Below are 25,806 nucleotides of genomic sequence, written 5' to 3' on the forward strand. Positions count from 1 at the left end.
ATGAACAGCCAAGACCCCAACCCCTGCCGCATCATCGGCGTGCTGGATGATGGCGCAGCCAGCCTGAGCGCGACCGCGCTGGCCTATATCCGCAACGCCGATGTACTGATCGGCGGCACACGCACGCTGGCCCTGCTGGCGCATCACGCCAGGGACACGGCCGTGCAGCATGACCTGACTGGCGCACTGGCACAAGTGCCTGGCTGGATCGCGCAGGCACGCGAGGCCGACCAGAGCTGCGTGGTACTGGCCACCGGCGACCCGCTCTGCCACGGCATTGCGCCCTGGCTGGCGCAGCAGCTGTGCATCGAGTCGCTGGAGATCCTGCCCAACCTGAGCACGCTGCAACTGGCCTGCGCCCGCATCGGCCTGGCCTGGCAGGAGGCGAAAATCGTCTCGGTGCATGGCAAGGATGCCGGCGAATGGCAAGCCGGCAGTCTGCCGGGCCACGGCCTGTACGCACTGGCGCAAGCCGTGCGCACGCATGACCGCCTGCTGCTGCTGACCAGCCCGGCCAACACGCCGGCACGCATCGCCCGGCTGCTGCTGGCCGAAGGCCTGGGCGGGGATTTCCAGCTCGCCGTGGCAGAAAACCTGCTGCAACCCGGCGAGCGCGTGCATGCCCAGCTGACGCCGGTCGAGGCCGCAACAATGGTCTTTGCGCCGCTCAACGTGGTGCTGTTGTGGCGCAGCCGGCTGCGCCCGCAGCCGGTGCTGTTCGGCCTGTCCGATAGCGCCTACCGGCAGCGCCAGCCGGAAAAAGGCCTGATCACCAAACAGGAAGTGCGCGCCGTGTCGCTGGCGCGGCTGCAACTGCGTGCCGACAGCGTGGTCTGGGATATCGGTGCCGGCAGTGGCTCGGTCGGTCTGGAAGCGGCCCGGCTCTGTCCGCAGGGCCATGTCTGCGCCATCGAGAAAAACGAGGCCGATGTCGCCATCGCGCAGGCCAACCATGCCGCTGCCGGCATCAGCAACTACAGCCTGTTCCATGGCAAGGCCCCGGAGCAGCTGGCGCACTGGCCCGATCCCGATGCCGTGTTCATCGGCGGCAGCGGCGGCGAGTTGCAGGAGCTGATCCGCCTCGTGCTGCAACGGCTGCGCCCGGCTGGCCGGCTGGTGATGAATTTCGTCACGCTGGAAAACCTGGCCAGCGCCACCGCCACCCTGGACGAGCTGCAGGCCGACTGGGATGTGCTGCAACTGCAGGCGGCGCGCAGCAAGCCGATTCTGCACATGCACCGCATGGCAGCGGAAAACCCGGTCTGGCTGGTCTGCGCCCGCCAGCACGACAAGGAGATGACATGACGACCCGTACCGGACGCCTGATCGGCGTTTCCCTCGGCCCCGGCGATCCGGACCTGATCACGCGCGCCGCCTGGGACGCGCTGCAGCGCCGCGATGCGGTCTGGACCTATCCGGCACGCAGCGGCAAGACGCCCAGCTACGCGCTCGATATCGTCAGCCGCGCCGGCCTGACGCTGCCGGAGCAGCACGCGCTGCTGCTGTTCCCGATGACGCATGACGGCGACAAGCTGGCGCGCGCCTGGCTGAAGGCCGCAGACACCGTGCTGCCCTGGCTGCAGGCCGGCCAGGACGTACTGTTCCTGGTGGAAGGCGATGCCAGCACCTACGCCACCTTCGGCCACCTGGCGCGCACCGTGCGTCACCTGGATGCGCGCATCGCCACACCGGTGATTGCCGGCGTCAACTCCTTCAGCGCCGCCTGTGCCGATGTCGGCGTGCCGCTGTCCGAACAGGACGACACCATCGCCATCGTGCCCGCGGCCTATGGCGTCCATGCCCTGGAACGCCTGCTGCCCGATTTCGACACGCTGGTGCTGATGAAGATCAAGCCGATCCTCGACGATCTGCTGGACTGGCTGCAGCAGCGCGATCTGCTGTCCGACAGCCATTTCATCGAGCGCAGCGGTGCCGTGGATGAGCGCACGCTCAGCGGCAGCGCGCTGCTGCAGTTGCGCGGCAGCACGGTGAGCTACCTGTCGCTGCTGGTGGTGAAAAACCCGCTCCGCATCCGTGGTGAACGCATCCGCGGTTGCCTGAAAAAATCCCCCCAGGTCACGGAGGCGCATCATGTCTGAGGTCCAGCTCTCTGCCGCCGCCGTGCCCGACGAAGCGGTACGCGTCTGCCTGGTGGCCATCACCAAACACGGTGCCGCCCAGGCACGTGCGCTGGCCGCATGCTGGCCCGGCCACTTGCCGCCGCCGCAGATCTGCACCAGCCACAAGTTCGCCGCCGTGTTCGACGGCCTGCCGACGACCGTGCGCGTCTACCACGGCGCGCTCAAGGACGAGATCGGCCCGCTGTTCGCCGCTTTCGACCAGCTGGTCTGCCTGATCTCGCTCGGCGCCGTGGTGCGCCTGATCGCGCCACACCTCAAGGGCAAGGACGAAGACCCGGGCATCATCGTGGTGGACGATGCCGGCCAGTACGTGATTCCGGTGCTGTCCGGCCATGTCGGCGGTGCCAATGCCTGGAGCGAGCGCGTGGCGGATCTGCTCGGGGCCACGCCGGTGCTCACCACCGCCTCCGATGTGGGCCGCACGATTCCGGTCGATATCCTGGGCCGCCATCTCGGCTGGCGCGTGGAAGCGCCCAAGATCAACATCACCCGCGTCTCGGCCGATGTGGTGAATGGCGAACCGGTCGCGCTGGTGCAGGAAGCCGGTAGCCGCCACTGGTGGACGCGCAGCACGCCGCTGCCGGCGAATGTGGAGCTGCTGGAACGTTTCGATCAGGTGCAGCCGCAACGCCACCGCTCGGTGCTCTGGATCACGCACGCCGAGCTGGACGCCGACTTCTGGCAACAGTGGGCCGAGCGGCTGGTGGTCTACCGCCCGCCGGCAGGCCAGCTGCCGGACGAACGGGGCCAGCATGCCTGAGTGCCGCATCGCCCTCGGTCTGGGCTGCGACCGCCACACGCCGCTGGACACGCTGCAACAAGCCATCGCCCAGGCGCTGGCGCAATCCGGCCACACGCTGGCACAGGTCGCCACCGTGGCCAGCATCACGCTCAAGGCCGATGAACCCGCCATGCTGCAGCTGGCCGCGCTGCAGGCCTGGCCGATCCGCTTTTTCACGCCGCAGCAGCTGGCCGTGATCGAGGTGCCGAATCCGAGCAACACCGTGCGCAAGTACACGGGCACGCCCTCCGTCAGCGAGGCCGCGGCGCTGCTGGCTGGCGGCCAGCTACTGGGTCTGGACCAGCCCCTGCCCATGCACGCCCTGTGCGTGGAAAAACACAGGTATCGCGGCGCCGATGGCAAGAACGCCACGGTGTCGATCGCGCTGCTGCCTGGCAGCGATTAAGCCTTTTTCTGGAGATTTTTCATGGACATGCAGACTTCCCACACGGCCGGCAACGGCAAGATCATGCTGGTCGGCATCGGCCCTGGCGATGCCGGCAACATGACGGCACGTGCACGCGAGGCGATTCGGGAGGCCGACACCATCATCGGCTACGTCACCTACATCAAGCTGGTAGCCGACCTGATCGAGGGCAAGGAGATCGTGCGCAAGAGCATGACCGAGGAGCTGGACCGCGCCATCGAGGCACTGGAGCGCGCACGCCAGGGCAAGAAGGTGGCGCTGGTGTCGTCGGGCGATGCCGGCGTCTACGGCATGGCCGGTCCGACCTTTGAAGTGCTGCTGCAAGCCGGCTGGGTACCGCCGGCGCAGCGCGAAGACGGCAGCTACGAGGACGGCATCCAGGTCGAGATCATTCCCGGTGCTTCCGCCATCAACGCCTGCGCGGCGCTGGTCGGCGCGCCGTTGACACATGATTTCTGCGCGATCTCGCTGTCGGATCTGCTCACGCCCTGGCCGACGATTGCACGCCGGCTTGATGCCGCTGCTGCCGCCGATTTCGTCGTCGCGCTCTACAACCCCAAGAGCGGCCGCCGCACCCAGCAGATCCTGGAAGCGCAGCGCCTGTTCCTGCGCCACCGCGCACCGGAGACGCCGGTCGCCATCGTCAAGTCCGGCTACCGCCGCCGCCAGCAGATCACCCACACCACGCTGGCCGAGATGACCGATTGCGAGATCGGCATGCTCAGCACCGTGCTGATCGGCAACAGCAACACCTTTGTGCAACACGGCCTGATGGTGACGCCGCGCGGCTACGCCAACAAGTACGCGGTCGAAGGCAGCAAGCAGGCGCTGGCCGGCGAAAAAGCCGGCCGCTCGCTGAGCAGTGGCCTGAACGGCTGGCTGGACACGCTGCAACAGGCGCATGCCGCCGGCAGCAGCATCGAACAACTGACACAGGACTGGCGCCTGCCTGCCGACTACATCCGCCAGACGCTGGAGCAGCCGCTGCAGGCACCCGCCAGCACCACCCCCGAGGAGAGCGAAGCATGAGCGACATCATCCAGCCGAAAATCGGCAACTACCATCGCCACCTGCTGATCTGCACCGGTTCACGCTGCACCGCCGATGGCCAGTCACAGGCGCTGTACGACAGCCTGGGCGAGCGCTTCAAGGCCGCCGGCATCCAGGACGGCGCGCTGCGCGTCAAGCGCAGCCGCGTCAGCTGCTTTGCCGCCTGCAAGGGCGGTCCGATTGTCTGCGTGCAACCCGATGGCACCTGGTATTACAACGTCACCTCCGACAATATGGACCGCATCATCCAGCAGCATCTGGTCGGTGGCCAGGTAGTGCAGGATCTGGTCTTCCACCAGGGTCCGGGCACTGGCTGCGAGCTGGGTGAGGACGATCCGGCATGAGCCGCTGCGTCGCCCTGCTGGTCGCCGCGCCGGCATCGCGCCAGGGCAAGACCACGCTCACCGCCGCGCTGGCGCGGCTGCACCGGCGCCAGGGCCGGCACGTGCAGGTGTTCAAGTGCGGACCGGATTTTCTCGATCCGCACTGGCACCAGCTTGCCAGCGGCCAGCCGGTCTACCAGCTGGACCTGTGGATCAATGGCGAGCCCGATGTGCGCGCGCGCCTGCATCACGCCGCACAGCACAACGACATCCTGCTGATCGAAGGCGTGATGGGCCTGTACGACGGCCAGCCAAGTGCCGCCGATATCGCCCGCCTGCTCGGCATTCCGGTGCTGTGCATCGTCAGCGCCGCCGCCATGGCTGGCACCTTTGGCGCGCTGGCCCATGGCCTGCAGCACTATCCTGCTTCCGACGGCAGTGTGCTGCCCTGGGCCGGCGTCATCGCCAACCATGTCGGCAGCACACGCCACGCGCAAATGCTGGCCGATAGCGTGCCGGACGGCAGTTTCTGGGGCCACCTGCCGCGCGATGCCTGCTTTACCCTGCCGGAACGCCACCTGGGCCTGGTACCGGCGCAGGAACTGGCCGATGCCGACCAGCGCCTCGATGCCGTCGCCGATGCCCTGGCGCGCACGCGGCTCGGCCAGCTGCCCTGGTCAGCCGATGCCGGCTCGCCCAGCTGGCAGGATTGGGCCGTCGACTTTGCCGATCCGCAACTGCCTGCAGCGCCGCCCCTGCTGCAAGGCCAGACCATCGCCATCGCGCGCGATGCCGCGCTGTGCTTTGTCTACCAGGCCAATCTGGACACGCTGCAAGCGATGGGCGCAGAGCTGCGCTTCTTCAGCCCGCTGGCCGATGAGCCGCTGCCGGCATGCGATGCGCTCTGGCTGCCCGGCGGCTACCCGGAGCTGCATGCCGACACGCTGGCCCGCGCCACGCGCACGCGCGACAGCGTGGCCGCGCATATCGCCGCCGGCAAGCCGGTCTGGGCCGAATGCGGCGGCATGCTGCTGCTGATGGAATCGGTCACGCTGAAGGATGGCAGCCGGCACCCGCTCTGGGGCCTGCTGCCGGGATCGGTCGCCTTGCAGCCACGGCTGGTGGCACTGGGCAGCCAGCAGCTGGACTGGGGCCATGGGATATTGCGCGGCCACACCTTTCACTATTCGCGCTGCGACACGCCGCTGCCGGTGCTGGCGTACAGCACCCGGCCCGACAGCACCGAACCGGTCGAGGCGCTGTATGGCCAGGGCAGCGTACTGGCAAGTTACTACCACGCCTGGTTCGCGTCCTGCCCGCAAGCCACAGCAACCCTGTTCCAGGGTAAGGCATAGGACGGATTGGCGGCAAATTATCTTCATTTGCAACAAGTCATGCTAAAAAGCAGACTCCAGCCGGAACTATCGGCTTCATGCCTTGTCCAGCCCCACTTTTATCCGATACACCATGACTGCATCTCCCCTGGACCTGCTGAAAGACTCCTCCCTGCTCAAGACCCAAGGCCACATTGGCGGCCAATGGATAGAGACCAGCCACCACTTCGACGTGACCGATCCCGCTACCGGCGCCACCCTGGCGCGCGTGAGTGATCTTGGCACGGAGCACGCGCAGCAGGCGATTGCCGCCGCCGAAGCCGCCCTGCCCGGCTGGCGCAGCACCTCCGAGAAAAAACGTGCTCAATTGCTGCGCACCTGGTTCGAGCTGATCCTGGCCAACCAGGAAGATCTGGCCCGCATCATGACCGCCGAACAGGGCAAGCCGCTGGCCGAAGCGCGCGGCGAGGTCGCCTACGGGGCCAGCTTCATCGAATGGTATGCCGAAGAAGCCAAGCGCATCAACGGCGAACTGCTGGCCTCTTTCGACGCCAACAAGCGCATGGTCGTGATGCGCCAGCCAATCGGCGTCTGCGCGGCGATCACGCCCTGGAACTTCCCCAACGCCATGATCACGCGCAAGCTGGCTCCGGCGCTGGCCGCCGGCTGCACCGTGGTGCTCAAGCCGGCCGAGCTGACACCGCTGAGCGCGCTGGCCCTGGTCGAACTGGCGCAGCGTGCTGGCATCCCCGCCGGCGTGATCAACATCCTGCCCAGCTCCGACAGCAGCGCCATCGGCAAGGTGCTGTGCGAAAGCCCGGTGGTGCGCCATCTGAGCTTTACCGGTTCCACCGAGGTCGGCCGCATCCTGATGGAGCAGTGCGCCCCCACCATCAAGAAGCTGGCGCTGGAACTGGGTGGCAACGCCCCCTTCATCGTGTTTGACGATGCCGATCTGGGCAGTGCCGTCGATGGCGCCATGGCCAGCAAGTACCGCAACGCCGGCCAGACCTGCGTCTGCGCCAACCGCATCTACGTACAGTCCGGCATCTACGACAGCTTTGTCGAGCGTCTGGCAGAACGCGTCAAGGCGCTGCAGGTCGGCAACGGCTTCGACGAAGGCGTGCAACAGGGCCCGCTGATCGAGCCGGCTGCACTGGACAAGGTGCGCGAGCATATCGCCGATGCCGTCAGCAAGGGCGGCCGCATTGTGGTGGGCGGCGAAGCGCTGCAGGGCCAGTTCTTCCAGCCGACGCTGATCGCCGACGCCACGCACGACATGCTGTGCGCCCGCGAGGAAACCTTTGGCCCGCTGGCACCAGTGTTCCGCTTCGAGACTGAAGATGAAGTCATCCAGCTGGCCAACGCCACGGAGTTTGGCCTGGCCAGCTATTTCTACAGCCGTGACATCGGCCGCGTGTTCCGCGTCAGCGAGGCTCTGGAATACGGCATTGTCGGCGTCAACACCGGCATCATCAGCACTGAACAGGCACCGTTTGGCGGCGTCAAGCAATCCGGCCTCGGCCGCGAAGGCTCGCGCCATGGCCTGGACGAGTATCTGGAGCTGAAGTATGTCTGTCTGGGAGATGCGGATCGCTGAGGCAGGCGTACAATCCGCTTCCAGTGCGGGCGTCGTTCAATGGCAGGACCTGAGCTTCCCAAGCTCAAGACGTGGGTTCGATCCCCATCGCCCGCTCCAGCCTGCAAGCCGTTGATCAACAACGGCTTTTTCTTTTCCCAAGACCGCCTCAGCGCGCCCCCTGCCCCGCCAGAAAGGTCCAGCGCTGCCCCGGCACCGCTTCCACCAGCGTGCCCTCCTGCAGCCACTGCAAGGCCACCGGCCAGAGCGAATCGGCATAACGCGCATGGAAATAGGCAAAGTGGCCAATGCCCTGCCCGTCCAGCTGCGCCGGGTCCAGCCGCAGGTGCTGGCGATTGCTGCCGCGGTAATAGTCCAGCAGCCGGTGCGTGGCCACCTCGGTGCCAAAGGGATCATCGGTCACGGTGAACGCCAGCCAGTCGGCAGCAACACGCCCATACTGCGCCACCAGCGCCTGCTGCTGCTCCGGCGTGCGCAGGCGTGCATCGTTCTTCCAGGTCTGCTCCAGCCGCTCGGTGGCTGCATTCCAGTCCTGCACGATGCCCGTCGGCGTGTCTTCCAGCCAGCCGAGGCGTTTGCCCGGAAAATAGCCAAACAGCGCAGTGATGATCGGCATCACGATATGCCAGCGCAGGTACATCGGTACGCGCCGGTTGGCGGCATAGTCCGGCCAGTAGGCAAACTGCGAGCCCATGGCAAACACGCGCTCGATGCGGTGGCTGGACGGTGCCAGGCCCACCAGCAGGCCACCCACGCTGTGCGCCACCAGCTGGATCGGGCTGTCCGGAAACGCCCCGATCACGTAGCGCAGCACGCCTTCAAAATCCTGCCCGCCCCAATCCAGCCAGTTAGCCTGAAAGTGGCGCAACTGCTGCGGGCGCGAATCGCCAATGCCACGGTAGTCATAACAGACGACATGAAAGCCGTGGCCATGCAGATAGCTGGCAAAGCGGCTGTAATAGCGGCTCAGCACCGAGGTCGCCGGGTTGATGATCACCACCGGTGCTGCTGCCTCCGGCTGCCGCCAGATACGCGCATGCAGCGGATAGCCGTCCACCGCCGGGATCGTCAGGGTCTGGGAATCGGGGCGCTTGTCCTGGGTCATGCTGAAAAGCTCCTGTCTCAACGTGGCAACGCCCATGCGGACCAGCGGTGCCTGCATGGGCGTCTGGGTCCGGTGCAGGACCTGCCTGCACCGCAACCGGTTTCGTCTGCCGATTACATCACGGCATCATGGCGGCAGAGCGGCTCTTGTTGGTGAGCGCCAGGGCAATCGCACCAATCAGGCCGGCAGCGCCAATCACCAGGAAGTTCTGCTGCAGCGGCAGGTTCATGGACACGATCAGGCCGATCAGCAGCGGCGCGGCAATGGCACCCAGACGGCCGATACCGCCGGACATGCCGATACCGGTGGAGCGGATCGCCGCCGGGTAGTACTGGCCGCAGTAGGCGTAGGCCACGATCTGTGCACCCGTAGTACAGGCACCGACACCAGCCACCACCAGGTACAGCAGGTTGGTCGACAGCTTGAAGGTCATGGCGTACAGGAAGGCGGCACCCAGTGCATACATGATCACCAGCACCCACTTGATGTCGAACTTGTCCGCCAGGCGGCCACCACCCACGGCACCCACGATGGCACCCAGGTTCAGCGCCATGAAGAAGGTCAGCGCGGAACCCAGCGAATAACCGGACATGGCCATCAGCTTGGTCAGCCAGGTGCTCAGGGCATAGACCATGAACAGGCCGGTAAAGAAGGCGATCCAGAACATCACGGTGGTCAGGCCACGGCCGTCCTGGAACAGCTGGCCAACAGAGGCACCGGCCTGCTTCGCATGCTGCGGCACTACCAGCTCATCCTGATCCGTCAGCTTCAGGCTCGGATCCATCGCGCCAACCACCTTGCGCAGTTCCTTGTCCTTGTTCTGGTTGTGCAGCACGGCCATGGATTCCGGCATGAACTTCAGGATAAAGGGAATCAGCAACACCGGCACGCCAGCGGCAAAGAACACGATCTGCCAGCCAAAGTCGGCAATGAACTGCTTGCCGATCAGCGCCGCCAGAATGCCGCCAATGGCGTAGCCGGAGAACATGGCGGTGGTCATGAAGCTGCGGATGCGCTTGGGTGCAAACTCGGTCATCTGCGCCACGATGTTGGGCATCACGCCGCCAATGCCGAGGCCGGCAATGAAGCGCATCACGCTGAAGGAATACGGATCGTTGGTCAGGCCGGCAGCGGCAGTGAACACGCTGAACAGGAAAACGCACAGCGCAATCGTCCAGCGACGGCCAATGCGGTCAGCCAGCGCGCCCAGGAAAATGGCACCGAACATCATGCCGAACAAGGCCGAACTGGCCATGAAGCCAGCGGTGGTGGCATCCACGCCCATCTCGCTCATGATGGACGGCAGCGCGGCACCGGAAATAGCGATGTCATAGCCATCGATCACGATGACCAGAAAACACCAGAACAGCACGTTGGCATGGAAGCCGTTGAAGCGGGCGCTGTCCGCCACCTGGTTGATATGAATTTGTCGCACGGGAAGAGTCTCCTGATCAAGTTGTCTGTGACGGTTTGTCTTGCGGTCAACCCCCACAGGCCGATGCGGCAAGGGCAGCCTCCAGGCAGTTCCGGTCTGCTACTGGTGCCGTGATTTTTGATTACGTTAACGTCAACGTCAATGATTTGACGTGGGTCAAAATGCATTTCTAGGGATCACCCTGATATGTTGCATGGCTTATCAACCACACACCAGCCCTCAGCGCAGCTCACTTTATCTTCAGGCAAATCAATGACATGGCTGATTTATGCTGCGCCGCACACAAAAAAGCCCTGTCATTGCTGACAGGGCTGGCTGCTCCGGAAATGGATCAGGAATGCATCAGTTGGCGCTGCTGCCGGCCGGCGCCGCTACCGGCACCGAGCCACCGGTGGCCGTGGTCGACGGCACGCCGGTCTGCTCCAGCAGGCCGCCACCCAGCACCTTGTACAGGTCGATGCGGTTGTTCATCACCTGCTGCTGCACGTTGACTAGCTGCTGCTGCTGGGCATAGCTCTGGCGCTGCGCGTCCAGCAGGTCCAGCGAGCTGGAAATGCCGTTCTCGTAGCGCATCGTCACCAGGCGCAGGCGCTCGGATTCGGCACGGTAGCTGCGCTGTTGCGAGGCCAGCTGGTCGGCCAGCGTGCTGCGTGCCACCAGGCCATCGGCCACTTCGCGGAAGGCGTTCTGGATCGACTTTTCGTACTGTGACACGGAGATATGCTTGCGTGCCTCGGCCAGATCCAGGTTCGACTGGTTGCGGCCCCAGTCGAAGATCGGCAGGTAGATCTGCGGCAGGAAGCTCCAGGCGCGGTTCGGGCCATCAAACAGGTTGTCCACCTCGCGGCTGACGCCACCGATATTGCCAGTCAGCGTGATGCGCGGGAAGAACGCGGCACGCGCCGCACCGATGTTGGCGTTGGCGGCCAGTAGCTGGTACTCGCTCTGGCGGATATCCGGACGGCGCAGCAGCACCTCGGACGACAGGCCAACCGGCAGCGCATTGCGCGCCACCTGCTGGCCCAGCGGCAGCGCCTTGGGCAGGGTATCCGGAATCGGCTGGCCAATCAGCAGCGCCAGTGCATTGCCGGCCTGCTCGCGCAGGCGCGTCTGCAGCGCGTAATCGGCCTTGGCCGCCTCGATCAGGGTCTCGTTCTGGCGCAGGTCAATCGCCGAGGTAACGCCAGCACGGAAACGCAGTTGGGCCAGCTCGTAGGTCTTTTCGCGTGACTTCAGCGCCAGGCTGGAAATGCGCATTTGCTCGCTCGCCGCCTGCTGCGCCACATAGGCACGCGCCACTTCGGCCACCAGCGCGATATGCGCGGAATCGCGTGCTTCACGCGTGCCCAGGTAGTTGCTCAGCGCCGACGAGGTCAGGTTACGCACGCGACCGAAGAAGTCCAGCTCGTAGCTCGGGATGGTGAGCATGCCGCCGTAAACGCTGCCAGTCACCGCCGCGCCGGTCGGCGATACATCCGCCGAGGTGCGCGAGCGGTTCATTTCCGCACCGGCACCCACGCCAGGCAGCAGATCGGCCCGCTGCAGGCCATACTGCGCGCGCGCTGCCTCGATATTCATCGCCGCCACGCGCAGGTCGCGGTTGTTTTCCAGCGCGATGCCGATCAGTGCCTTCAGGCGCGGGTCGGCGTAGTAGTTCTGCCAGCCGACATCGGCAGCCGGGGTCTGGTCAATCGCCGCGGCGTTAGCGCTGGCCGCGCCCTGGATCGTCTGCGGCACCGGTGCCGCCGGACGCTCGTAGGTCGGCGCCAGGCTGCAGCCAGCCAGGGCCAGGGCGGCCGCGCCGGCCAGGGCGCTGCTGCGCAGCGCGGGGAAAGTCAGCTTAGTCATGCGAATCACCCTTCTTGTTCGGATTGTCCCTGGAGACGGAATGGGAGGCCGTCCAGGCTTCCTCCTGGGCATGCACGCGCTGGATTTCAGCTTCACCCACGGTGTGCAGCTTCTTCGCCGTCAGCGTTTCGCTACGCGAGGTGTCCTTGAACAGCTTGCGCACCACGATGAAGAAGATCGGCACCAGGAAGATCGACAGGAAGGTACCGATCAGCATGCCCCAGACCACGCCCGTGCCAATGGCACGCTGGCTGGCGGAGCTGGCGCCGGAAGCAAAGTACAGCGGCACCACGCCCAGGATAAAGGCCAGCGAGGTCATCAGGATCGGGCGGAAGCGCAGGCGCGCCGCCACCAGGGCCGATTGCACCACGTTCTTGCCAGACGCCTCCAGATCCTTGGCGAATTCCACGATCAGAATCGCGTTCTTCGCTGACAGGCCAATCACCGTGATCAGGCCGACCTGGAAGTAGATGTCGTTCGGCATGCCACGCATCCAGACACCGAACAGCGTACCCAGCACGCCCAGCGGCACCACCAGAATCACCGACAGCGGGATCGTCCAGCTCTCGTACAGCGCTGCCAGGCACAGGAACACCGCCAGGATCGAGAAGGCATACAGGATCATCGAGGAGGAACCGGCCTTCTGCTCGTCCAGCGACTGGCCGGTCCATTCAAAGCCGATACCCTGCTGCAGCTGGCCGGCCATCTTTTCCATTTCGGCCATGGCATCGCCCGAGCTGTAGCCCGGTGCCGCCATGCCGGTGATCTTCATCGCCGGATAGCCGTTGTAGCGCGTCACCTGCATCGGACCGGTAATCCACTCGGCATTCACCAGGTTGGACAGCGGCACCAGTTCACCCCGGTTGTTCGGCACCGTCAGGCGCAGCACGTCGTCGGTGGACATGCGCATGGCAGCATCGGCCTGGATCGTGATGCGCGACAGGAAACCCTTGTTCGGGAAGTCATTCACGTAGCTGGAACCCAGCGACGAGGACAACGTGCTGGCAATCGAGGCCACGCTCACGCCCTGGGCGTAGGCAGCGTCGCGGTCAATCGTCAGCTGCCACTGCGGTGCGTCTTCCACGCCTTCAGGGCGCACACCGGCCAGCATCGGGTTTTGTGCGGCCATGCCGAGCAGCTGGTTGCGCGCCTGCAGCAGGGCATCATGGCCCAGCGCGGCACGGTCCTGCAGACGGAACACGAAACCGTTCGACGAGCCCAGTTCGGGAATCGCCGGCGGCGTCACGGCAATCATGAAGCCATCGCGCACCGCGCTCAGCGCGCCTGTAATGCGACCCGACAGCGACATCGCATCTTCACCCTTGCCGGAGCGCTCGCCCCAGTCCTTCAGCGTGGCAAACGCCAGCGCCATGTTCTGGCCCTGTCCGGAGAAGCTGAAGCCCTGGATCGACACCAGGTCGCTCACTTCCGGCTGCTGCATCACGAACTCGCCCGCCTGGGCCATCACGGCCTGCGTGCGCTCCTGGGTCGCGCCCGGCGGCAGCTGCGTGTTCAGGATCACCACGCCCTGGTCTTCCACCGGCAGGAAGGAGGTCGGCAGGCGCATGAACAGCAGTGCCACGCAGGCAATCACCGCCACATAGACGCCGACCGAGGCACCGATCTTGCGCACCACGCGCAGCAGGCCCGATTCATAAACCTTGGTGGTCTTGCGGAAGTTGCGGTTGAACCAGTTGAAGAAGGGACCGAACAGGCCAGTCTTGGGCGTATGGCCATGGCCCTTGGGAATCGGCTTGAGCATGGTGCCGCACAAGGCCGGCGTCAGCGTCAGCGCAAAGAAGCCCGAGAACGCGATCGATACCGCCATCACGATGGAGAACTGGCGGTAGATGTTGCCAGTCGCACCACTGAAGAATGCCAGCGGGATGAACACCGACACCAGCACCACGGTAATGCCGACCACGGCACCGGAAATCTGGCTCATCGCCTTGATCGTGGCCTGCATCGGTGGCAAGCCCTCTTCAGCCATGATGCGCTCCACGTTCTCCACCACCACGATCGCGTCGTCCACCACGATACCGATCACCAGCACCATGGCAAACATGCTCAGGATGTTGATCGAGAAGCCGGCAGCCAGCATCACGGCAAAGGTGCCGAGCAGCGCCACCGGCACCACGATGGTCGGGATCAGCGTGTAGCGGAAGTTCTGCAGGAAGATGAACATCACCAGGAACACCAGGCCAATCGCCTCCAGCAGCGTCATCACCACCTTCTGGATGGAGATCTTGACGAAAGTCGAGGTGTCATACGGAATTTTCCACTCCACGCCTTGCGGGAAGAACGGCTGCATCTCGGCCATGCGTTCGCGCACCGCTGTCGCCGTCGCCAGCGCGTTGCCCGACGAGGTCAGCTGCACGCCGATCGCCACCGACGGCTTGCCGTTCATGTTGGAAGAGAAGCTGTAGGTCTCGATACCCACTTCGACGCGGCCGACATCCTTCATGCGCACGGTCGAGCCATCCGGATTGGCGCGCAGCACCATGTTCGCCAGTTCGTCGGCGTTCGTGATCTGGCCCGGCACCACGATGGTGGCGGTCATGGTCTGGCCCGGCGTCGCCGGCAGACCAGCCAGGTCACCACCGGAAATCTGGATGTTCTGGCTCTGGATCGCGTTGCTCACGTCCTGCATCGACAGGCCGTAGCCCTGCAGCTTGCCCGGATCGGTCCAGACGCGCAGCGCCCGGCCGGAGGCAAACAGCTGGGCGCTACCCACGCCCTCGATACGCTGCACTTCCGGCAGCACGTTGCGGTTCACGTAGTCGGCCACGTCGTCACGCGTCACGCTCTCCGAGGTCGACTGGAACGCCAGGATCATCAGGAAGTTGGAGCTTGCCTTGTCGACGCGTACGCCAATCTGCTTGACCACCGCCGGCAGCTTGGGCTCGACGCGCGCCAGGCGGTTCTGTACGTCCACCTGGGCCAGGTTCGGGTCAGTGCCCGGCTCGAAGGTGACGTTCAGCTCGCCAGGGCCGTTGGACTGGGCCGTGTACTCAGTGTACATCAGGCCTTCGGCACCGTTCATTTCGCGCTCGATCACGGCGAGCACGTTCTCGTCCAGCGTCTGCGCCGTGGCACCCGGATAGGTCGCGCTCACACGGATGGTGGGCGGTGCCACCGAGGGGTACTGCGAGATCGGCAGTTGCGTGATCGACACGATTCCCGCCAGCATCACGAAAATCGCGATCACCCACGCGAAAATCGGACGCTCGATAAAAAACTTGGGCATGGAGAGCGCTCCTTAGTTGGCCGATGCGGCAGAGGCGGGCTGGCTGGCTGCAGTGGCGGCCGGCGCTGCAGAAGCGCCAGAGGCGGCCGGCGCAGCGCCGGATGCGGCAGCAGCCGGAGCCGCACCCGGCCCGCTCTTCTCGGTATACGGCACGGCATTCACCTTGGTCACGCCCGGGCGCAGCTTCATCACGCCATCGACGATCACCTGGTCACCGGCATTCAGGCCGCCGGTAATGATCCAGTTGCTGCCCTGGCTCGGGCCAACCTGTACCGGACGCGGGGCAAAGCTGCCGTCAGCAGCCACCACCAGCACGGTATCGCCCTGGCTGTTGCGCGTCACCGCCTGTTGCGGCACCAGCAGCGCATGCTCGAAGCGCGCCTGTTCCAGCTGCACGCGCACGTACAGGCCCGGGAACAGCAGGCGCTCGGGGTTGGGCACTTCGGCGCGCAGCGTCACCTGGCCGGTACTCTCATCGACGCTGACATCGGCAAACATCAGGCGGCCGTTGTGCGCGTAGACGCTGCCATCTTCCAGGATCACCTTCACTTCCGGATTGGTCACGCCACCGGCGGTGCCTTCGCTGAAGGAGCGGCGCAGCTTCATGATCTCGGTCGCCGACTGGGTGAAGTTGACCTTCAGCGTATCCAGCTGCTGGATGGTGGCCAGCAGCGTGCCTTCGGCGGCACGCACCAGCGCACCTTCGGTCGGGTAGCTGCGGCCGATACGGCCGGAGATCGGCGCCGTCACGCGCGCATAACCGACATTGATCTGGGCGCTGCGCACCGCCGCCTGGCCGGCCAGCACCTCGGCACGGGCCGCCTGCTCCGCGGCCACGGCGTTATCGAATTCCTGCTTGCTGATGGCATTGGCCGCCACCAGCGGACGATAGCGCTTCACCGTGGAGCTGGTCTGGCTCAGGTTGGCCTGGGCACGTGCCAGGCTGGCCCTGGCGCTTTGCAACGCGGCCGCATACGGTGCGTTGTCGATCTGGAACAGCGGCTGGCCGGCACGCACGTCACTGCCTTCGGCAAAGTAGACCCGCTGCACCACGCCATCCACACGCGCACGCACTTCAGCCACGCGCATCGATTCCAGGCGACCCGGCAATTCCACCGTCTGCAGCACGGTGCTCGGCTGCACCGTGATCACGCCCACGGTGGGCGGCTGGTTCTGTGCCGCGCCCGCAGGACCACCTGCGCCCTCCTGCTTGTCGCCACAGGCGGTCAGGCTGAGCGCAGCTGCCACGGCAGCGGCCAGCGCCATGCCGCGCACGCGCTGGTTGGGATGGAAAGACATCATGCGGTTCTCCCTTTGGATCTTGGAATCGGGTTGTATGGGCGCCACGCGGCGCAAGGCTCTGAAAGACAACGGCAAAGCGGCTGCATGCAGCAGCCACTGGTCAAGAACAGGCCCGTGCCGGGCCGTGCGGACATTTTATGTTCCGTCGGCCAACCGATAAGGGCGTGGCGCAACAGGACATTCCGCTGGCAGATCCAACATACATTCAAGAATGTATGTATATTGGCGACATCGGGACAAGCGCAAAGTATCGCAAAAAACTGAAGCCCCGCCATTTTATATGTCTTTCCCAGCCTGAGGAATCGCCGTGAGAAGAACCAAGGAAGAAGCTGAACACACGCGGCAAAACCTGCTGAATGCCGCCATCACGGTATTCAACCAGCGCGGCGTGGCGCGTACCTCGCTGGACCAGATCGCGCGCGCCGCCGGCGTCACGCGCGGCGCCGTCTACTGGCACTTCCGCAACAAGGAACACCTGTTCGAGGCCTTGTGCGAGCGTCACCTGGACCGCATGCACGACGAGATGAACCAGGTGCTGCAGCATGACAGCCCACAGGCCTGGGACGAGCTGCTGGAAACCTATATCCGCTTCCTCGAACAGCTGGCGGTGGATGGGCCGGAGCGCCAGTTCCTGTCCATTCTGCACCTCAAGTGCGAAGACGCCAGCGACATGGAAGGCATCACGCTGATCCTGAAGCGCTACCAGTACCTCTGGCACCGGCAGACGCTCCAGGCGCTGCACCTGGGCCAGCGCCATGGCCAACTGCCGGCCACGCTGCAGGTGGAACAGGCCTGCATCCTGCAGATGGCGACGTTTCTCGGCCTGCTCACCAACTGGCTCGGCGCACCTGACAGCCACGACCTGCCCGGCATGGCGCGTGCCATGGTGCACGCCACCATCGACATGATGCGCAGTCCTGCCTTGCAATCGGCCTGATGCCCTCCATCTGGGGCAAATCTGCGCCATTCTGGTGCAGGCATCCTACAATGCGCGCACGTCCGAGAATGTTCGCAGCACCAGCCAAGGAGGCCCTGCATGAAAAAAACCATTTCCGTCCTGCAGAAAATGAAGCAGGAAGGCCAGAAGATGGCCATGCTCACCTGTTATGACGCCAGCTTCGCCAGCGCCATGTCCAGCGCCGGCGTGGACATCCTGCTGGTCGGCGATTCGCTCGGCATGGTCTGCCAGGGCCGCAACTCCACCCTGCCGGTCACGCTGGACGACATTGTCTACCACACGCGCTGCGTGGCGCGCGGCGCCGGCGATGCGCTGGTGCTGTCCGACCTGTCCTTTGGCAGCTACCAGCAGAGCAAGGAGCAGGCGTTTGACAGCGCTGTCGCCCTGATGCAGGCCGGCGCTGAAATGGTCAAGCTCGAAGGCGGCGCCTTCATGGCACCCACAGTCGAATTCCTGGTGGCGCGCGGCATCCCGGTCTGCGCCCACATCGGCCTGACGCCGCAATCGGTGCACACGCTGGGCGGCTACAAGGTTCAGGGCCGTGGCGACCAGGCCGAACGCCTGCTTCAGGACGCACGCGCCCTGTCCGATGCCGGCGCGCAAATGGTGCTGATGGAAATGGTGCCGGCCGAACTCGGCGCCAAGGTCACGCGCAGCATCCCGGCCATCACCATCGGCATTGGTGCCGGCAAGGACACCGACGGCCAGGTGCTGGTGATGCACGACATGCTCGACGTCTTCCCGGGCCGCAAGGCGCGTTTCGTACGCAACTTCATGCAGGACGCCAGTTCCATCCACGAGGCCTTTGCCAACTACGTGCAGGCCGTGCGTGATGGCAGCTACCCGGCACCCGAACACAGCTACTGATTCCCCGAGTTTCCTGATTCCATGCAGATCCTGACCACTGTCGAAGCCCTGCGCGCCTGGCGCAAGCAGGCTGGCACCCTTGCCTTCGTGCCCACCATGGGCAACCTGCACGCCGGCCATATCCAGCTCTGTCACACCGCCATAGAGCGCATGCGCGCCGTGGGCGGCAAGGTGATCGTCTCCATCTTCGTCAACCCGATCCAGTTCGGCCCCGGCGAGGACCTGGACAACTACCCGCGCACCTTCGAGGCCGATTGCGAAAAACTGCAGGCAGCCGGCGTGGACGCGGTGTTCCACCCGTCCGTGCCGGAGCTCTACCCGCAAGGCGAGCAGCAGTATTTCGTCGAACCGCCAGCGATCCAGAACCTGCTCTGCGGCGAGTTCCGTCCCGGCCATTTCCGTGGCGTCGCCACCGTCGTGACCAAGCTGTTCAACCTGGTGCAGCCCGATCTGGCCGTGTTCGGCAAGAAGGACTACCAGCAGCTCAAGGTCATCGAAGGCATGGTGCGCGAACTCAACATGCCGATCGAGATCCTCGGCGTGGACACGCAGCGTGCCGAGGATGGCCTGGCGCTGTCCTCGCGCAACGGCTACCTGAGCGATGCCGAACGCGCCGAAGCGATCCGCCTGCGCCGCACGCTGGAACAGCTGGCCGATGCGATCCGGCAAGGCCGCCGCGACTACCCTGCCCTGTCAGCCGAAGCCCAACAGCTGCTCGACCAGCATGGCTGGCAGACCGACTACATCGCCATCAGCCGCCAGCACGACCTGCAGCCGGCCACGGCCGATGACCGCTCGCTGGTGATCCTGGCCGCCTCGCGCCTGGGCAAGACGCGCCTGATCGACAACCTCGAACTCGACCTGGCCTGATGCCGGCCGCCCACAACGACAAAAGGCTACCTTGCGGTAGCCTTTGCCGGTGGGTGCGCGCGACCGGATAGGCCGACGCCACCATCAACCCTGGTGCGGACGCTTGCCGGGGCGCTTCTTGTTGCGGATGTGGGAGCCGCGCTCCTGGCTGCGACGCTGGCCGTCGCCCTGCTTGATGCGGGGGGCGCCCGGCAGGGGCGGAGTAGCCTTGCGATCGGCTTCGGTAACGATCTTGTTGCCCATTTCTGACTCCTGGTGCAATTGTGGAAAACCGTTGATATTACCGCATGCTGACCGTTCTTGCAGCAGATTCCGCATAAACCGGGGTTTATACGCCACGCTGCAGCACGACATCGGCCTTGTTGCAGCGCGCCGGCAGGTATTCCGATACCGGCTGCACGCCATGGCCAGCTTCCAGCCAGCCATCCAGCCCGCCCAGTAGCGGCCAGACCTGGCGGAAACCCAGGCCACGCAGCCGGCGTGCCGCCTGCGCCGCCGACACATCGCCCGGGCAGTTGCAATACACCACGATCGGGCGCTCGCGCTCCTCGTCGCTCATTTGTGTACGCAGCTGCGCCATGTCCACGCGCTGCGCACCCGGCAGGCCGTCCGGCTCCAGCGCCGTCATCTCCCGTGAGCGCACGTCCAGCACCAGCGGCTGCCAGCCCTGCTGCATGCGCTGCATCAGCTCCTCCGGCGCCATGCGCACGATGGACTGCACCTGCTTCAGGCGGTGCCGCTGCCAGATGCGATAGCCGCCAAACAGCACGACCAGCACGCCCACCAGGCCGAGTGCCAGCCAGGTGGCCTGTTCCATCGCTGCCAGCACCTGCTCGATCTGGTGGCGGAACACCAGCCCCAGCACCAGATAGGCCAGCGTCCAGACCAGCGCCGCCACGGCGTCGTACAGCACGAACTGCCAGAACGGCATGCGCATCGCACCCGTCATCGGCGGCGCCACCAGCGACACGCCCGGAATGAACTTGGCCAGCACCAGCGAGCCGCCGCCCCAGCGCGTCAGCATGCCTTCACTTTCCAGCACGCAGCTGTCCGGCGACTGCGACACCCGGCACACCAGACGCATGATGCGGCTGCCATAGTGGCGCCCCGCCGCATACCAGACCCAGTCGGCGATCACGTTGGCCAGTACCGATACCAGCAGCAAATCAATCAGCGCCATGCGTCCGGCCGCCACCAGGCCGCCGGCCACCACGATCAGTGGCGCCGCAGGCACCGGCAGGCCCACGCGTGAGGCCAGCGTGACCAGGAAAACCAGCAGCACGCCGTGCTGGTGCAGCAGATCGATCAGTTCTTGCATTCGGGGCAGTCTTGCAGGGAATTGCAGGGAGAAACAGTGGAATCAACAAAACCAGCCCCGCCTGCCGGAGCAGACGGGGCTGGTGCAGACGGAGGTGGTCTCCGTCAAGCTGATCTTACGGCATCAGGCCGGCAGTGCCACCAGCGGGTTGCCAAACATCGGGTCATCCTTCTTGGAGTCCAGGGCCTTCTGCAGGTCCAGACCCAGCGCCTTGGCGACACCAGCGCCGTAGGCCGGATCGGCCGCGTTGCAGTTGCGGATGTGGCGGAACTTGACGAATTCCGGCGCATCGCCCATGGCACGGGCGGTGTTGCCAAACAGCACTTCCTGCTGCTCGGGCGTCATCAGCTGGAACAGCTTGCGCGGCTGCTCGAAGTAGTTGCTGTCGTCCTCGTGGAAGCTCCAGTGCTTGGCGTCACCAGTGATCTTCAGCGGCGGCTCCTCGAACTCGGGCTGTGCCTGCCACTGGCCGAAGCTGTTCGGCTCGTAGTGCGGCAGGCCGCCGTAGTTGCCATCCACACGGCCGATACCGTCGCGGTGGTTGCTGTGCACCGGGCAGCGCGCGGCGTTGACCGGAATCTGCTGGTAGTTGGTGCCCAGGCGGTAGCGCTGTGCATCGGCGTAGTTGAACAGGCGAGACTGCAGCATGCGGTCCGGGCTGGCACCAATGCCGGGCACCAGGTTGCCCGGGGCAAACGCGCTCTGCTCGACGTCGGCAAAGAAGTTTTCCGGGTTGCGGTTGAGCTCGAACTCGCCCACTTCGATCAGCGGATAGTCGCCCTTGTACCAGACCTTGGTCAGGTCGAACGGGTGCAGCGGGTACTTCTCGGCATCGGCCTCGGGCATGATTTGCACGTACATGGTCCACTTCGGGAACTCGCCACGCTCGATCGCCTCGTACAGGTCCTTCTGATGGCTTTCACGGTCCTGGCCCACCAGTTCGGCGGCTTCGGCATCGGTCAGGTTCTTGATGCCCTGCTGGGTGCGGAAGTGCATCTTGACCCAGAAGCGCTCGCCGTCCTTGTTCCAGAAGCTGTAGGTGTGCGAGCTGAAGCCGTGCATGTGGCGGTAGCTGGCCGGAATGCCGCGGTCGCTCATCACGATAGTGACCTGGTGCAGCGCTTCCGGGTTGAGCGTCCACCAGTCCCAGTTGTTGGTGGCAGAGCGCATATTGGTGCGCGGGTCGCGCTTGACCGCCTTGTTCAGGTCGGGGAACTGGCGCGGGTCACGGATGAAGAACACCGGCGTGTTGTTGCCGACCATGTCCCAGTTGCCTTCTTCGGTGTAGAACTTCAGGGCAAAGCCACGGATATCGCGCTCGGCATCGGCCGCACCGCGCTCGCCGGCGACGGTGGTGAAGCGGGCAAACATCTCGGTCTTCTTGCCGACTTCGCTGAAGATGGCGGCGCGGGTGTACTTGGTGATGTCCTTGGTCACGGTAAAGGTACCGAAAGCACCCGAGCCCTTGGCGTGCATGCGGCGCTCCGGAATCACCTCACGCACGAAATTGGCCAGCTTTTCCTGCAGCCAGACATCCTGCGCCAGCAGCGGGCCGCGCGGACCGGCAGTCAGGCTGTCACGGTTGGTGGGAACGGGCGCACCGAAATCGGTGGTGAGATGGGTGACCGGACATTGGGGCTTGTTGTCTTTCATCGTGGTTCCTTGTGCTGTGGTGGGGGAAGAGGCTGTCGGGATATTGTGCGCCAGACAGTGGATTCCATGATGCCGCAAGGGATCGAAATGTCAAAGACAATTCAGATTAATAACACGATAGCCAAAAACTAAAGCTGGGCGCAAAAAAACCGCATGCGGGGCAGTCCTCGCATGCGGTTCGGTGCGGTGGCGTCTGCCCTTTACTGGATCAGCGGCACGCCCGTCTTGGACTGCACTTCCTCGAAGCTGACCTCAGGGGCCAGCTCCAGCACTTTCAGGCCTTCCGGCGTCACGTCAAACACGCCCAGGTCGGTGATGATCATGTCCACCACGCCCACCCCGGTCAGCGGCAGGGTGCATTCGGGCAGGATCTTCAGATCGGTGGTGCCATCCTTCTTGCGCGCCACGTGCTCCATCAGCACGATCACGCGCTTCACGCCGGCCACCAGGTCCATGGCGCCGCCCATGCCCTTGACCATCTTGCCCGGAATCATCCAGTTGGCCAGGTCACCCTTGGCGGTCACCTGCATGGCGCCCAGGATGGACAGATTGATCTTGCCGCCACGAATCATGGCAAAGGACTGGTCGCTGCCGAAGATGGACGAGCCCTTGATGGTCGTCACGGTCTGCTTGCCGGCGTTGATCAGGTCGGCATCCACTTCGTCTTCGGACGGGAACGGGCCGATGCCCAGCATGCCGTTCTCGCTCTGCAGCCAGACTTCCTTGTCGTTCGGCACGTGGTTGGCCACCAGCGTGGGAATGCCGATGCCGAGGTTGACGTAAAAGCCGTCCTGCAGCTCCTGGGCTGCGCGCGCAGCCATTTGGTCTTGGGTCCAAGCCATGGTGATGTCTCCTGATTCTGATTACTTGTGGTCGCGGATGGTGCGCTTCTCGATGCGCTTCTCGGGCATGGGGTTGTGCACGATGCGGTGCACGTAGATGCCGGGCAGGTGCACGTCATCCGGGGCGATTTCGCCGTTGGCCACGATGCGTTCCACTTCCACGATGCAGATCTTGCCGGCAGTGGCGGCTGCGGGGTTGAAGTTGCGCGCCGTCAGGTTGAAGCGCAGGTTGCCGCTGCGATCCGCCACATCGGCCTTGATCAGCGACACCTCGGGGAACAGGCCGTGCTCCATCACGTAGGTTTCGCCGTTGAATTCACGCAGTTCCTTGCCTTCGGCCACCAGCGTGCCCACGCCGGTCTTGGTGAAGAAGGCCGGAATGCCGGCGCCGCCGGCGCGCAGCTTCTCGGCCAGCGTGCCCTGGGGCGTGAATTCCAGCTCCAGCTCGCCTGCCAGGTACTGACGTTCGAACTCCTTGTTCTCGCCCACGTAGGAGGAGATCATCTTCTTGATCTGGCGCGTTTCCAGCAGCTTGCCCAGACCAAAACCGTCCACGCCGGCGTTGTTGGAAATGACCGTCAGGTCCTTCACGCCACTTTCGCACAGGGCGTCAATCAGCGCCTCGGGAATGCCGCACAGGCCAAAGCCACCCACGGCCAGCAGCTGACCATCCTTCACCACGCCCTTGAGCGCTTCAGTTGCGCTCGGATAAATCTTGTTCACGCTTGTCTCCTGATAATGTCAAAACAGTTCTACGATACTACGTATTCGTCTACGTAGTATTGCGTAATGGACAACACGCATATGCCATCCACCCCCATGGAATCGCCCTTTCCTGCCAGCGCCGACTACCGCTGGGCCTTTGACCTGGCGCCCATCGGCCTGATTCTGTCACGCCAGCGCATCATCGTCGATTGCAACCAGAAAGTCTGTGAGCTCTTTGCGGTCGAGCGCGAAGACCTGCTGCAGCAGAGCTTTGCCATCCTGTACCCGAGCCAGGACGAATTCCAGCGCACCGGCGAACGCATTGCCCAGCCGCTGATGCACCACGGCAGCTACCGTGACGAGCGCATCATGCGGCGTGTCGGAGGCCGTTTTGCCGGCGAGCTGTTCTGGTGCCGCGTCTCGGGCCGGGCGCTGGATCGCAGCGATCCGCACGCCGCCGGCATCTGGAGCTTCGAGGACATCGACAGCCGCCAGCCCCTCACGCCCGATCGCGCCACGCTCACCCCGCGTGAGCGCGAGGTGGCCAGCCAGCTGCTGACCGGCATGACCTCCAAGGAAATCGCCCGGGCGCTGGGCCTGAGCCACCGCACGGTGGAAGTTCACCGCGCCAGCCTGATGCGCAAGTACGGTACCGGCACGACCGCCACGCTGGTGCAAAAGCTGATGGCCGGGTCCCCCTGAAGCGCCAGCCAGATACCGTGAAAGACCCGATAGGCAGCCTGCCCGCTTCCGGCCTAGCATGAAAAGCTGTACCGACTTTTGACCCTTCACGCCATGACCGACACCCAGCAGCGCTACCCCTTTCCCGCCCTGGAGCATCTGCCTGACGATATCCGCGACACCATTCTGGCGGTGCAGGAAAAGAGCGGCTTCGTGCCCAACGTGTTCCTGCAACTGGCGCGCCGCCCGGCCGAATGGCGTGCCTTCTTTGCCTACCACGATGCGCTGATGCTGCGCGAGGACAGCTCGCTGAGCAAGGCCGAGCGCGAGATGATCATCACCGTCATCAGTGCACAAAACCAGTGTCTCTACTGCGTGATGGCGCATGGCGCCCTGCTGCGCATCTTCAAGCGCGATCCGCTGATCGCCGACCAGGTTGCCATCAACTACCGCAGCGCCGCGCTGAGCCCGCGCGAGCGCGCCATGCTGGATTTCGCCACCCGGGTAAATGAGGCCTCACACACCATCAGCGATACCGACTTCGAACACCTGCGTGCCCACGGCTTTGACGACGAGGACATCTGGGACATCGCCAGCATCACCGGCCTGTTCGGCCTGAGCAACCGCATCGTCGCCTTTACCGGCATGGAGCCGAACCCGGAGTTCTATCTGATGGGACGCCAGCCGCGCAAGAAGCCCGCCGAGGCCTGAGACCTACGGCTGCGGCGGCAGCACCGCCAGCACGCTGTCGCGCACCCAGTCGGGCAGCGCCACCGCCTTGCCGGCGGCGTAGTCCACCCACACCATGGTGCAGCCGCCATCGGCCACCACGATGTCAGGCTGGCCATCGTGCTCGATGGTCATCCACATGTCACAGGAGCTGCGCCCCACACCGTTGACGAACAGGCGCACGCGCAGCTGTGCCGGATACTCCAGCTGGCGGTAGAAGTTGGTGAACACATTCGCCACCACCGGGCCGGTACCGCCCTCCTGCATGCTGTTGCGCATCTCCACCAGCCAGCGCACGCGCGCCTCCTCGAAGTAGCGCACGTACAGGGTGTTGTTCAGGTGGGCAAAGGCGTCCATGTCGCCCCAGCGCATGGACAGCACGGTATCGTAGATCTGGTACTTGGTATCGGGCAGGGGCAGTTTCATGGGTCAGGACGCTGGAATCGGGATATAAACAGGCAATGCCTGCAGCACAAGCGGTCAATTTTGTCAGACTCTGGCCGGAGCAGCCGTCAATTGTCCCTACAATGAGGACAAACTGTCACAAAGTCGTCGCCCTGCGCAGCAGGCGGCCCCATTGCCACGGTCAC

At 64.7% G+C, this 25,806-nt stretch carries 24 protein-coding genes and 1 tRNA gene; 14 read left to right on the forward strand and 11 right to left on the reverse strand.

The genetic code is table 11. The features are described from left to right. From cbiE to C513_RS0107295, 9 genes are all read left to right on the forward strand, one after another. Complete coding sequence (cbiE, locus tag C513_RS0107255; RefSeq protein WP_018715381.1) at nucleotides 1-1,305, forward strand: precorrin-6y C5,15-methyltransferase (decarboxylating) subunit CbiE; 1,305 nt, start codon at nucleotides 1-3, stop codon at nucleotides 1,303-1,305. After that, complete coding sequence (cobI, locus tag C513_RS0107260) at nucleotides 1,302-2,099, forward strand: precorrin-2 C(20)-methyltransferase (RefSeq protein WP_018715382.1); 798 nt, start codon at nucleotides 1,302-1,304, stop codon at nucleotides 2,097-2,099. Before cbiE ends, cobI begins: the two co-directional genes overlap by 4 nt. Beyond that, nucleotides 2,092-2,901, forward strand: coding sequence for a cobalamin biosynthesis central domain-containing protein (locus C513_RS0107265; RefSeq protein ID WP_018715383.1), 810 nt, complete (start codon nucleotides 2,092-2,094; stop codon nucleotides 2,899-2,901). Before cobI ends, C513_RS0107265 begins: the two co-directional genes overlap by 8 nt. Then, complete coding sequence (locus C513_RS0107270) at nucleotides 2,894-3,328, forward strand: cobalamin biosynthesis protein (protein ID WP_018715384.1); 435 nt, start codon at nucleotides 2,894-2,896, stop codon at nucleotides 3,326-3,328. The genes C513_RS0107265 and C513_RS0107270 overlap by 8 nt, the downstream gene beginning before the upstream one ends. Nucleotides 3,329-3,349: 21 nt before the next feature. Next, entirely contained in the window at nucleotides 3,350-4,378 is a 1,029-nt protein-coding gene (gene cobJ / locus C513_RS12960) for a precorrin-3B C(17)-methyltransferase (protein WP_018715385.1), read from the forward strand. Further along, entirely contained in the window at nucleotides 4,375-4,743 is a 369-nt protein-coding gene (locus tag C513_RS0107280; protein WP_018715386.1) for a (2Fe-2S) ferredoxin domain-containing protein, read from the forward strand. The genes cobJ and C513_RS0107280 overlap by 4 nt, the downstream gene beginning before the upstream one ends. Continuing rightward, nucleotides 4,740-6,077: a cobyrinic acid a,c-diamide synthase CobB gene (locus C513_RS0107285; protein WP_018715387.1), complete on the forward strand. Its 1,338-nt coding sequence runs from the start codon at nucleotides 4,740-4,742 to the stop codon at nucleotides 6,075-6,077. Before C513_RS0107280 ends, C513_RS0107285 begins: the two co-directional genes overlap by 4 nt. 112 nt (nucleotides 6,078-6,189) lie before the next feature. Further along, nucleotides 6,190-7,656, forward strand: a complete 1,467-nt coding sequence (locus C513_RS0107290; RefSeq protein ID WP_018715388.1) for an NAD-dependent succinate-semialdehyde dehydrogenase — start codon at nucleotides 6,190-6,192, stop codon at nucleotides 7,654-7,656. Between the two features lie 25 nt (nucleotides 7,657-7,681). Then, nucleotides 7,682-7,755 (forward strand) — tRNA-Gly (locus tag C513_RS0107295). Between the two features lie 49 nt (nucleotides 7,756-7,804). Here the strand turns inward: C513_RS0107295 and C513_RS0107300 are convergent. The 5 genes from C513_RS0107300 to C513_RS0107320 form a co-directional block, all read right to left on the reverse strand. Next, nucleotides 7,805-8,761 carry an alpha/beta hydrolase family protein gene (locus tag C513_RS0107300; RefSeq protein ID WP_051084415.1) on the reverse strand — a complete coding sequence of 319 codons (957 nt, stop codon included), beginning with the start codon at nucleotides 8,759-8,761 and terminating at the stop codon, nucleotides 7,805-7,807. Nucleotides 8,762-8,879: 118 nt separating this feature from the next. Then, nucleotides 8,880-10,196 carry an MFS transporter gene (locus tag C513_RS0107305; protein ID WP_018715390.1) on the reverse strand — a complete coding sequence of 439 codons (1,317 nt, stop codon included), beginning with the start codon at nucleotides 10,194-10,196 and terminating at the stop codon, nucleotides 8,880-8,882. A gap of 342 nt (nucleotides 10,197-10,538) precedes the next feature. Then, on the reverse strand, nucleotides 10,539-12,044 hold the full coding sequence (locus C513_RS0107310; protein WP_018715391.1) for an efflux transporter outer membrane subunit: 1,506 nt from the start codon (nucleotides 12,042-12,044) through the stop codon (nucleotides 10,539-10,541). Then, nucleotides 12,037-15,291: an efflux RND transporter permease subunit gene (locus tag C513_RS0107315; RefSeq protein WP_018715392.1), complete on the reverse strand. Its 3,255-nt coding sequence runs from the start codon at nucleotides 15,289-15,291 to the stop codon at nucleotides 12,037-12,039. Before C513_RS0107315 ends, C513_RS0107310 begins: the two co-directional genes overlap by 8 nt. Nucleotides 15,292-15,303: 12 nt before the next feature. After that, the gene (locus C513_RS0107320; protein WP_018715393.1) at nucleotides 15,304-16,593 is read right to left on the reverse strand and encodes an efflux RND transporter periplasmic adaptor subunit; all 1,290 of its coding nucleotides are present in this window, start codon (nucleotides 16,591-16,593) and stop codon (nucleotides 15,304-15,306) included. A 307-nt stretch (nucleotides 16,594-16,900) separates the two neighbouring features. On the opposite strand from C513_RS0107320, the gene C513_RS0107325 reads away from it, so the two are divergent. From C513_RS0107325 to panC, 3 genes are all read left to right on the forward strand, one after another. Continuing rightward, a complete protein-coding gene (locus C513_RS0107325; protein WP_018715394.1) occupies nucleotides 16,901-17,530 on the forward strand; it encodes a TetR family transcriptional regulator in 630 nt (209 codons plus the stop codon). Nucleotides 17,531-17,629: 99 nt separating this feature from the next. Next, nucleotides 17,630-18,418 (forward strand): 3-methyl-2-oxobutanoate hydroxymethyltransferase, encoded by a 789-nt coding sequence (gene panB, locus C513_RS0107330; RefSeq protein WP_018715395.1) that lies wholly within the window; start codon nucleotides 17,630-17,632, stop codon nucleotides 18,416-18,418. Nucleotides 18,419-18,439: 21 nt separating this feature from the next. Next, the gene (gene panC / locus C513_RS0107335; protein WP_018715396.1) at nucleotides 18,440-19,288 is read left to right on the forward strand and encodes a pantoate--beta-alanine ligase; all 849 of its coding nucleotides are present in this window, start codon (nucleotides 18,440-18,442) and stop codon (nucleotides 19,286-19,288) included. Nucleotides 19,289-19,372: 84 nt separating this feature from the next. Here the strand turns inward: panC and C513_RS14415 are convergent, their stop codons facing one another. The 5 genes from C513_RS14415 to C513_RS0107360 all read right to left on the reverse strand — a co-directional run bounded on the left by C513_RS14415 (nucleotide 19,373) and on the right by C513_RS0107360 (nucleotide 23,824). Then, entirely contained in the window at nucleotides 19,373-19,531 is a 159-nt protein-coding gene (locus C513_RS14415) for a hypothetical protein (protein WP_018715397.1), read from the reverse strand. Between the two features lie 85 nt (nucleotides 19,532-19,616). Next, nucleotides 19,617-20,606 (reverse strand): DedA family protein/thiosulfate sulfurtransferase GlpE, encoded by a 990-nt coding sequence (locus C513_RS12965; RefSeq protein ID WP_018715398.1) that lies wholly within the window; start codon nucleotides 20,604-20,606, stop codon nucleotides 19,617-19,619. A gap of 123 nt (nucleotides 20,607-20,729) precedes the next feature. Next, the gene (locus tag C513_RS0107350) at nucleotides 20,730-22,259 is read right to left on the reverse strand and encodes a catalase (protein WP_018715399.1); all 1,530 of its coding nucleotides are present in this window, start codon (nucleotides 22,257-22,259) and stop codon (nucleotides 20,730-20,732) included. A 200-nt stretch (nucleotides 22,260-22,459) separates the two neighbouring features. Continuing rightward, nucleotides 22,460-23,101 (reverse strand): CoA transferase subunit B, encoded by a 642-nt coding sequence (locus C513_RS0107355; protein WP_026320654.1) that lies wholly within the window; start codon nucleotides 23,099-23,101, stop codon nucleotides 22,460-22,462. 21 nt (nucleotides 23,102-23,122) lie between these two features. Beyond that, a complete protein-coding gene (locus C513_RS0107360) occupies nucleotides 23,123-23,824 on the reverse strand; it encodes a CoA transferase subunit A (RefSeq protein ID WP_018715401.1) in 702 nt (233 codons plus the stop codon). Between the two features lie 81 nt (nucleotides 23,825-23,905). On the opposite strand from C513_RS0107360, the gene C513_RS0107365 reads away from it, so the two are divergent. Both C513_RS0107365 and C513_RS0107370 read left to right on the forward strand, forming a co-directional pair. Beyond that, entirely contained in the window at nucleotides 23,906-24,508 is a 603-nt protein-coding gene (locus C513_RS0107365; protein ID WP_245552820.1) for a PAS and helix-turn-helix domain-containing protein, read from the forward strand. A 93-nt stretch (nucleotides 24,509-24,601) separates the two neighbouring features. Beyond that, nucleotides 24,602-25,198, forward strand: coding sequence for a peroxidase-related enzyme (locus C513_RS0107370; RefSeq protein ID WP_018715403.1), 597 nt, complete (start codon nucleotides 24,602-24,604; stop codon nucleotides 25,196-25,198). 3 nt (nucleotides 25,199-25,201) lie between these two features. Here C513_RS0107370 and C513_RS0107375 read toward each other — a convergent pair whose 3' ends face one another. Then, nucleotides 25,202-25,642 (reverse strand): acyl-CoA thioesterase, encoded by a 441-nt coding sequence (locus C513_RS0107375; protein WP_018715404.1) that lies wholly within the window; start codon nucleotides 25,640-25,642, stop codon nucleotides 25,202-25,204. Nucleotides 25,643-25,806: the final 164 nt, after the last annotated feature.

This window comes from Allobrachymonas chironomi DSM 19884 (genome assembly GCF_000374625.1).
GTDB classification, from domain to species: Bacteria; Pseudomonadota; Gammaproteobacteria; order Burkholderiales; family Burkholderiaceae_C; genus Brachymonas; species Brachymonas chironomi.

Coding starts and splice junctions, on each gene's coding strand:
- cbiE (WP_018715381.1), top strand. CDS start 1: ATGAACAGCCAAGACCCCAACCCCTGCCGCATCATCGGCGTGCTGGAT.
- cobI (WP_018715382.1), top strand. CDS start 1,302: ATGACGACCCGTACCGGACGCCTGATCGGCGTTTCCCTCGGCCCCGGC.
- C513_RS0107265 (WP_018715383.1), top strand. CDS start 2,092: ATGTCTGAGGTCCAGCTCTCTGCCGCCGCCGTGCCCGACGAAGCGGTA.
- C513_RS0107270 (WP_018715384.1), top strand. CDS start 2,894: ATGCCTGAGTGCCGCATCGCCCTCGGTCTGGGCTGCGACCGCCACACG.
- cobJ (WP_018715385.1), top strand. CDS start 3,350: ATGGACATGCAGACTTCCCACACGGCCGGCAACGGCAAGATCATGCTG.
- C513_RS0107280 (WP_018715386.1), top strand. CDS start 4,375: ATGAGCGACATCATCCAGCCGAAAATCGGCAACTACCATCGCCACCTG.
- C513_RS0107285 (WP_018715387.1), top strand. CDS start 4,740: ATGAGCCGCTGCGTCGCCCTGCTGGTCGCCGCGCCGGCATCGCGCCAG.
- C513_RS0107290 (WP_018715388.1), top strand. CDS start 6,190: ATGACTGCATCTCCCCTGGACCTGCTGAAAGACTCCTCCCTGCTCAAG.
- C513_RS0107300 (WP_051084415.1), bottom strand. CDS start 8,761: ATGACCCAGGACAAGCGCCCCGATTCCCAGACCCTGACGATCCCGGCG.
- C513_RS0107310 (WP_018715391.1), bottom strand. CDS start 12,044: ATGACTAAGCTGACTTTCCCCGCGCTGCGCAGCAGCGCCCTGGCCGGC.
- C513_RS0107315 (WP_018715392.1), bottom strand. CDS start 15,291: ATGCCCAAGTTTTTTATCGAGCGTCCGATTTTCGCGTGGGTGATCGCG.
- C513_RS0107320 (WP_018715393.1), bottom strand. CDS start 16,593: ATGATGTCTTTCCATCCCAACCAGCGCGTGCGCGGCATGGCGCTGGCC.
- panB (WP_018715395.1), top strand. CDS start 17,630: ATGAAAAAAACCATTTCCGTCCTGCAGAAAATGAAGCAGGAAGGCCAG.
- panC (WP_018715396.1), top strand. CDS start 18,440: ATGCAGATCCTGACCACTGTCGAAGCCCTGCGCGCCTGGCGCAAGCAG.
- C513_RS14415 (WP_018715397.1), bottom strand. CDS start 19,531: ATGGGCAACAAGATCGTTACCGAAGCCGATCGCAAGGCTACTCCGCCC.
- C513_RS12965 (WP_018715398.1), bottom strand. CDS start 20,606: ATGCAAGAACTGATCGATCTGCTGCACCAGCACGGCGTGCTGCTGGTT.
- C513_RS0107350 (WP_018715399.1), bottom strand. CDS start 22,259: ATGAAAGACAACAAGCCCCAATGTCCGGTCACCCATCTCACCACCGAT.
- C513_RS0107355 (WP_026320654.1), bottom strand. CDS start 23,101: ATGGCTTGGACCCAAGACCAAATGGCTGCGCGCGCAGCCCAGGAGCTG.
- C513_RS0107365 (WP_245552820.1), top strand. CDS start 23,906: ATGCCATCCACCCCCATGGAATCGCCCTTTCCTGCCAGCGCCGACTAC.
- C513_RS0107370 (WP_018715403.1), top strand. CDS start 24,602: ATGACCGACACCCAGCAGCGCTACCCCTTTCCCGCCCTGGAGCATCTG.
- C513_RS0107375 (WP_018715404.1), bottom strand. CDS start 25,642: ATGAAACTGCCCCTGCCCGATACCAAGTACCAGATCTACGATACCGTG.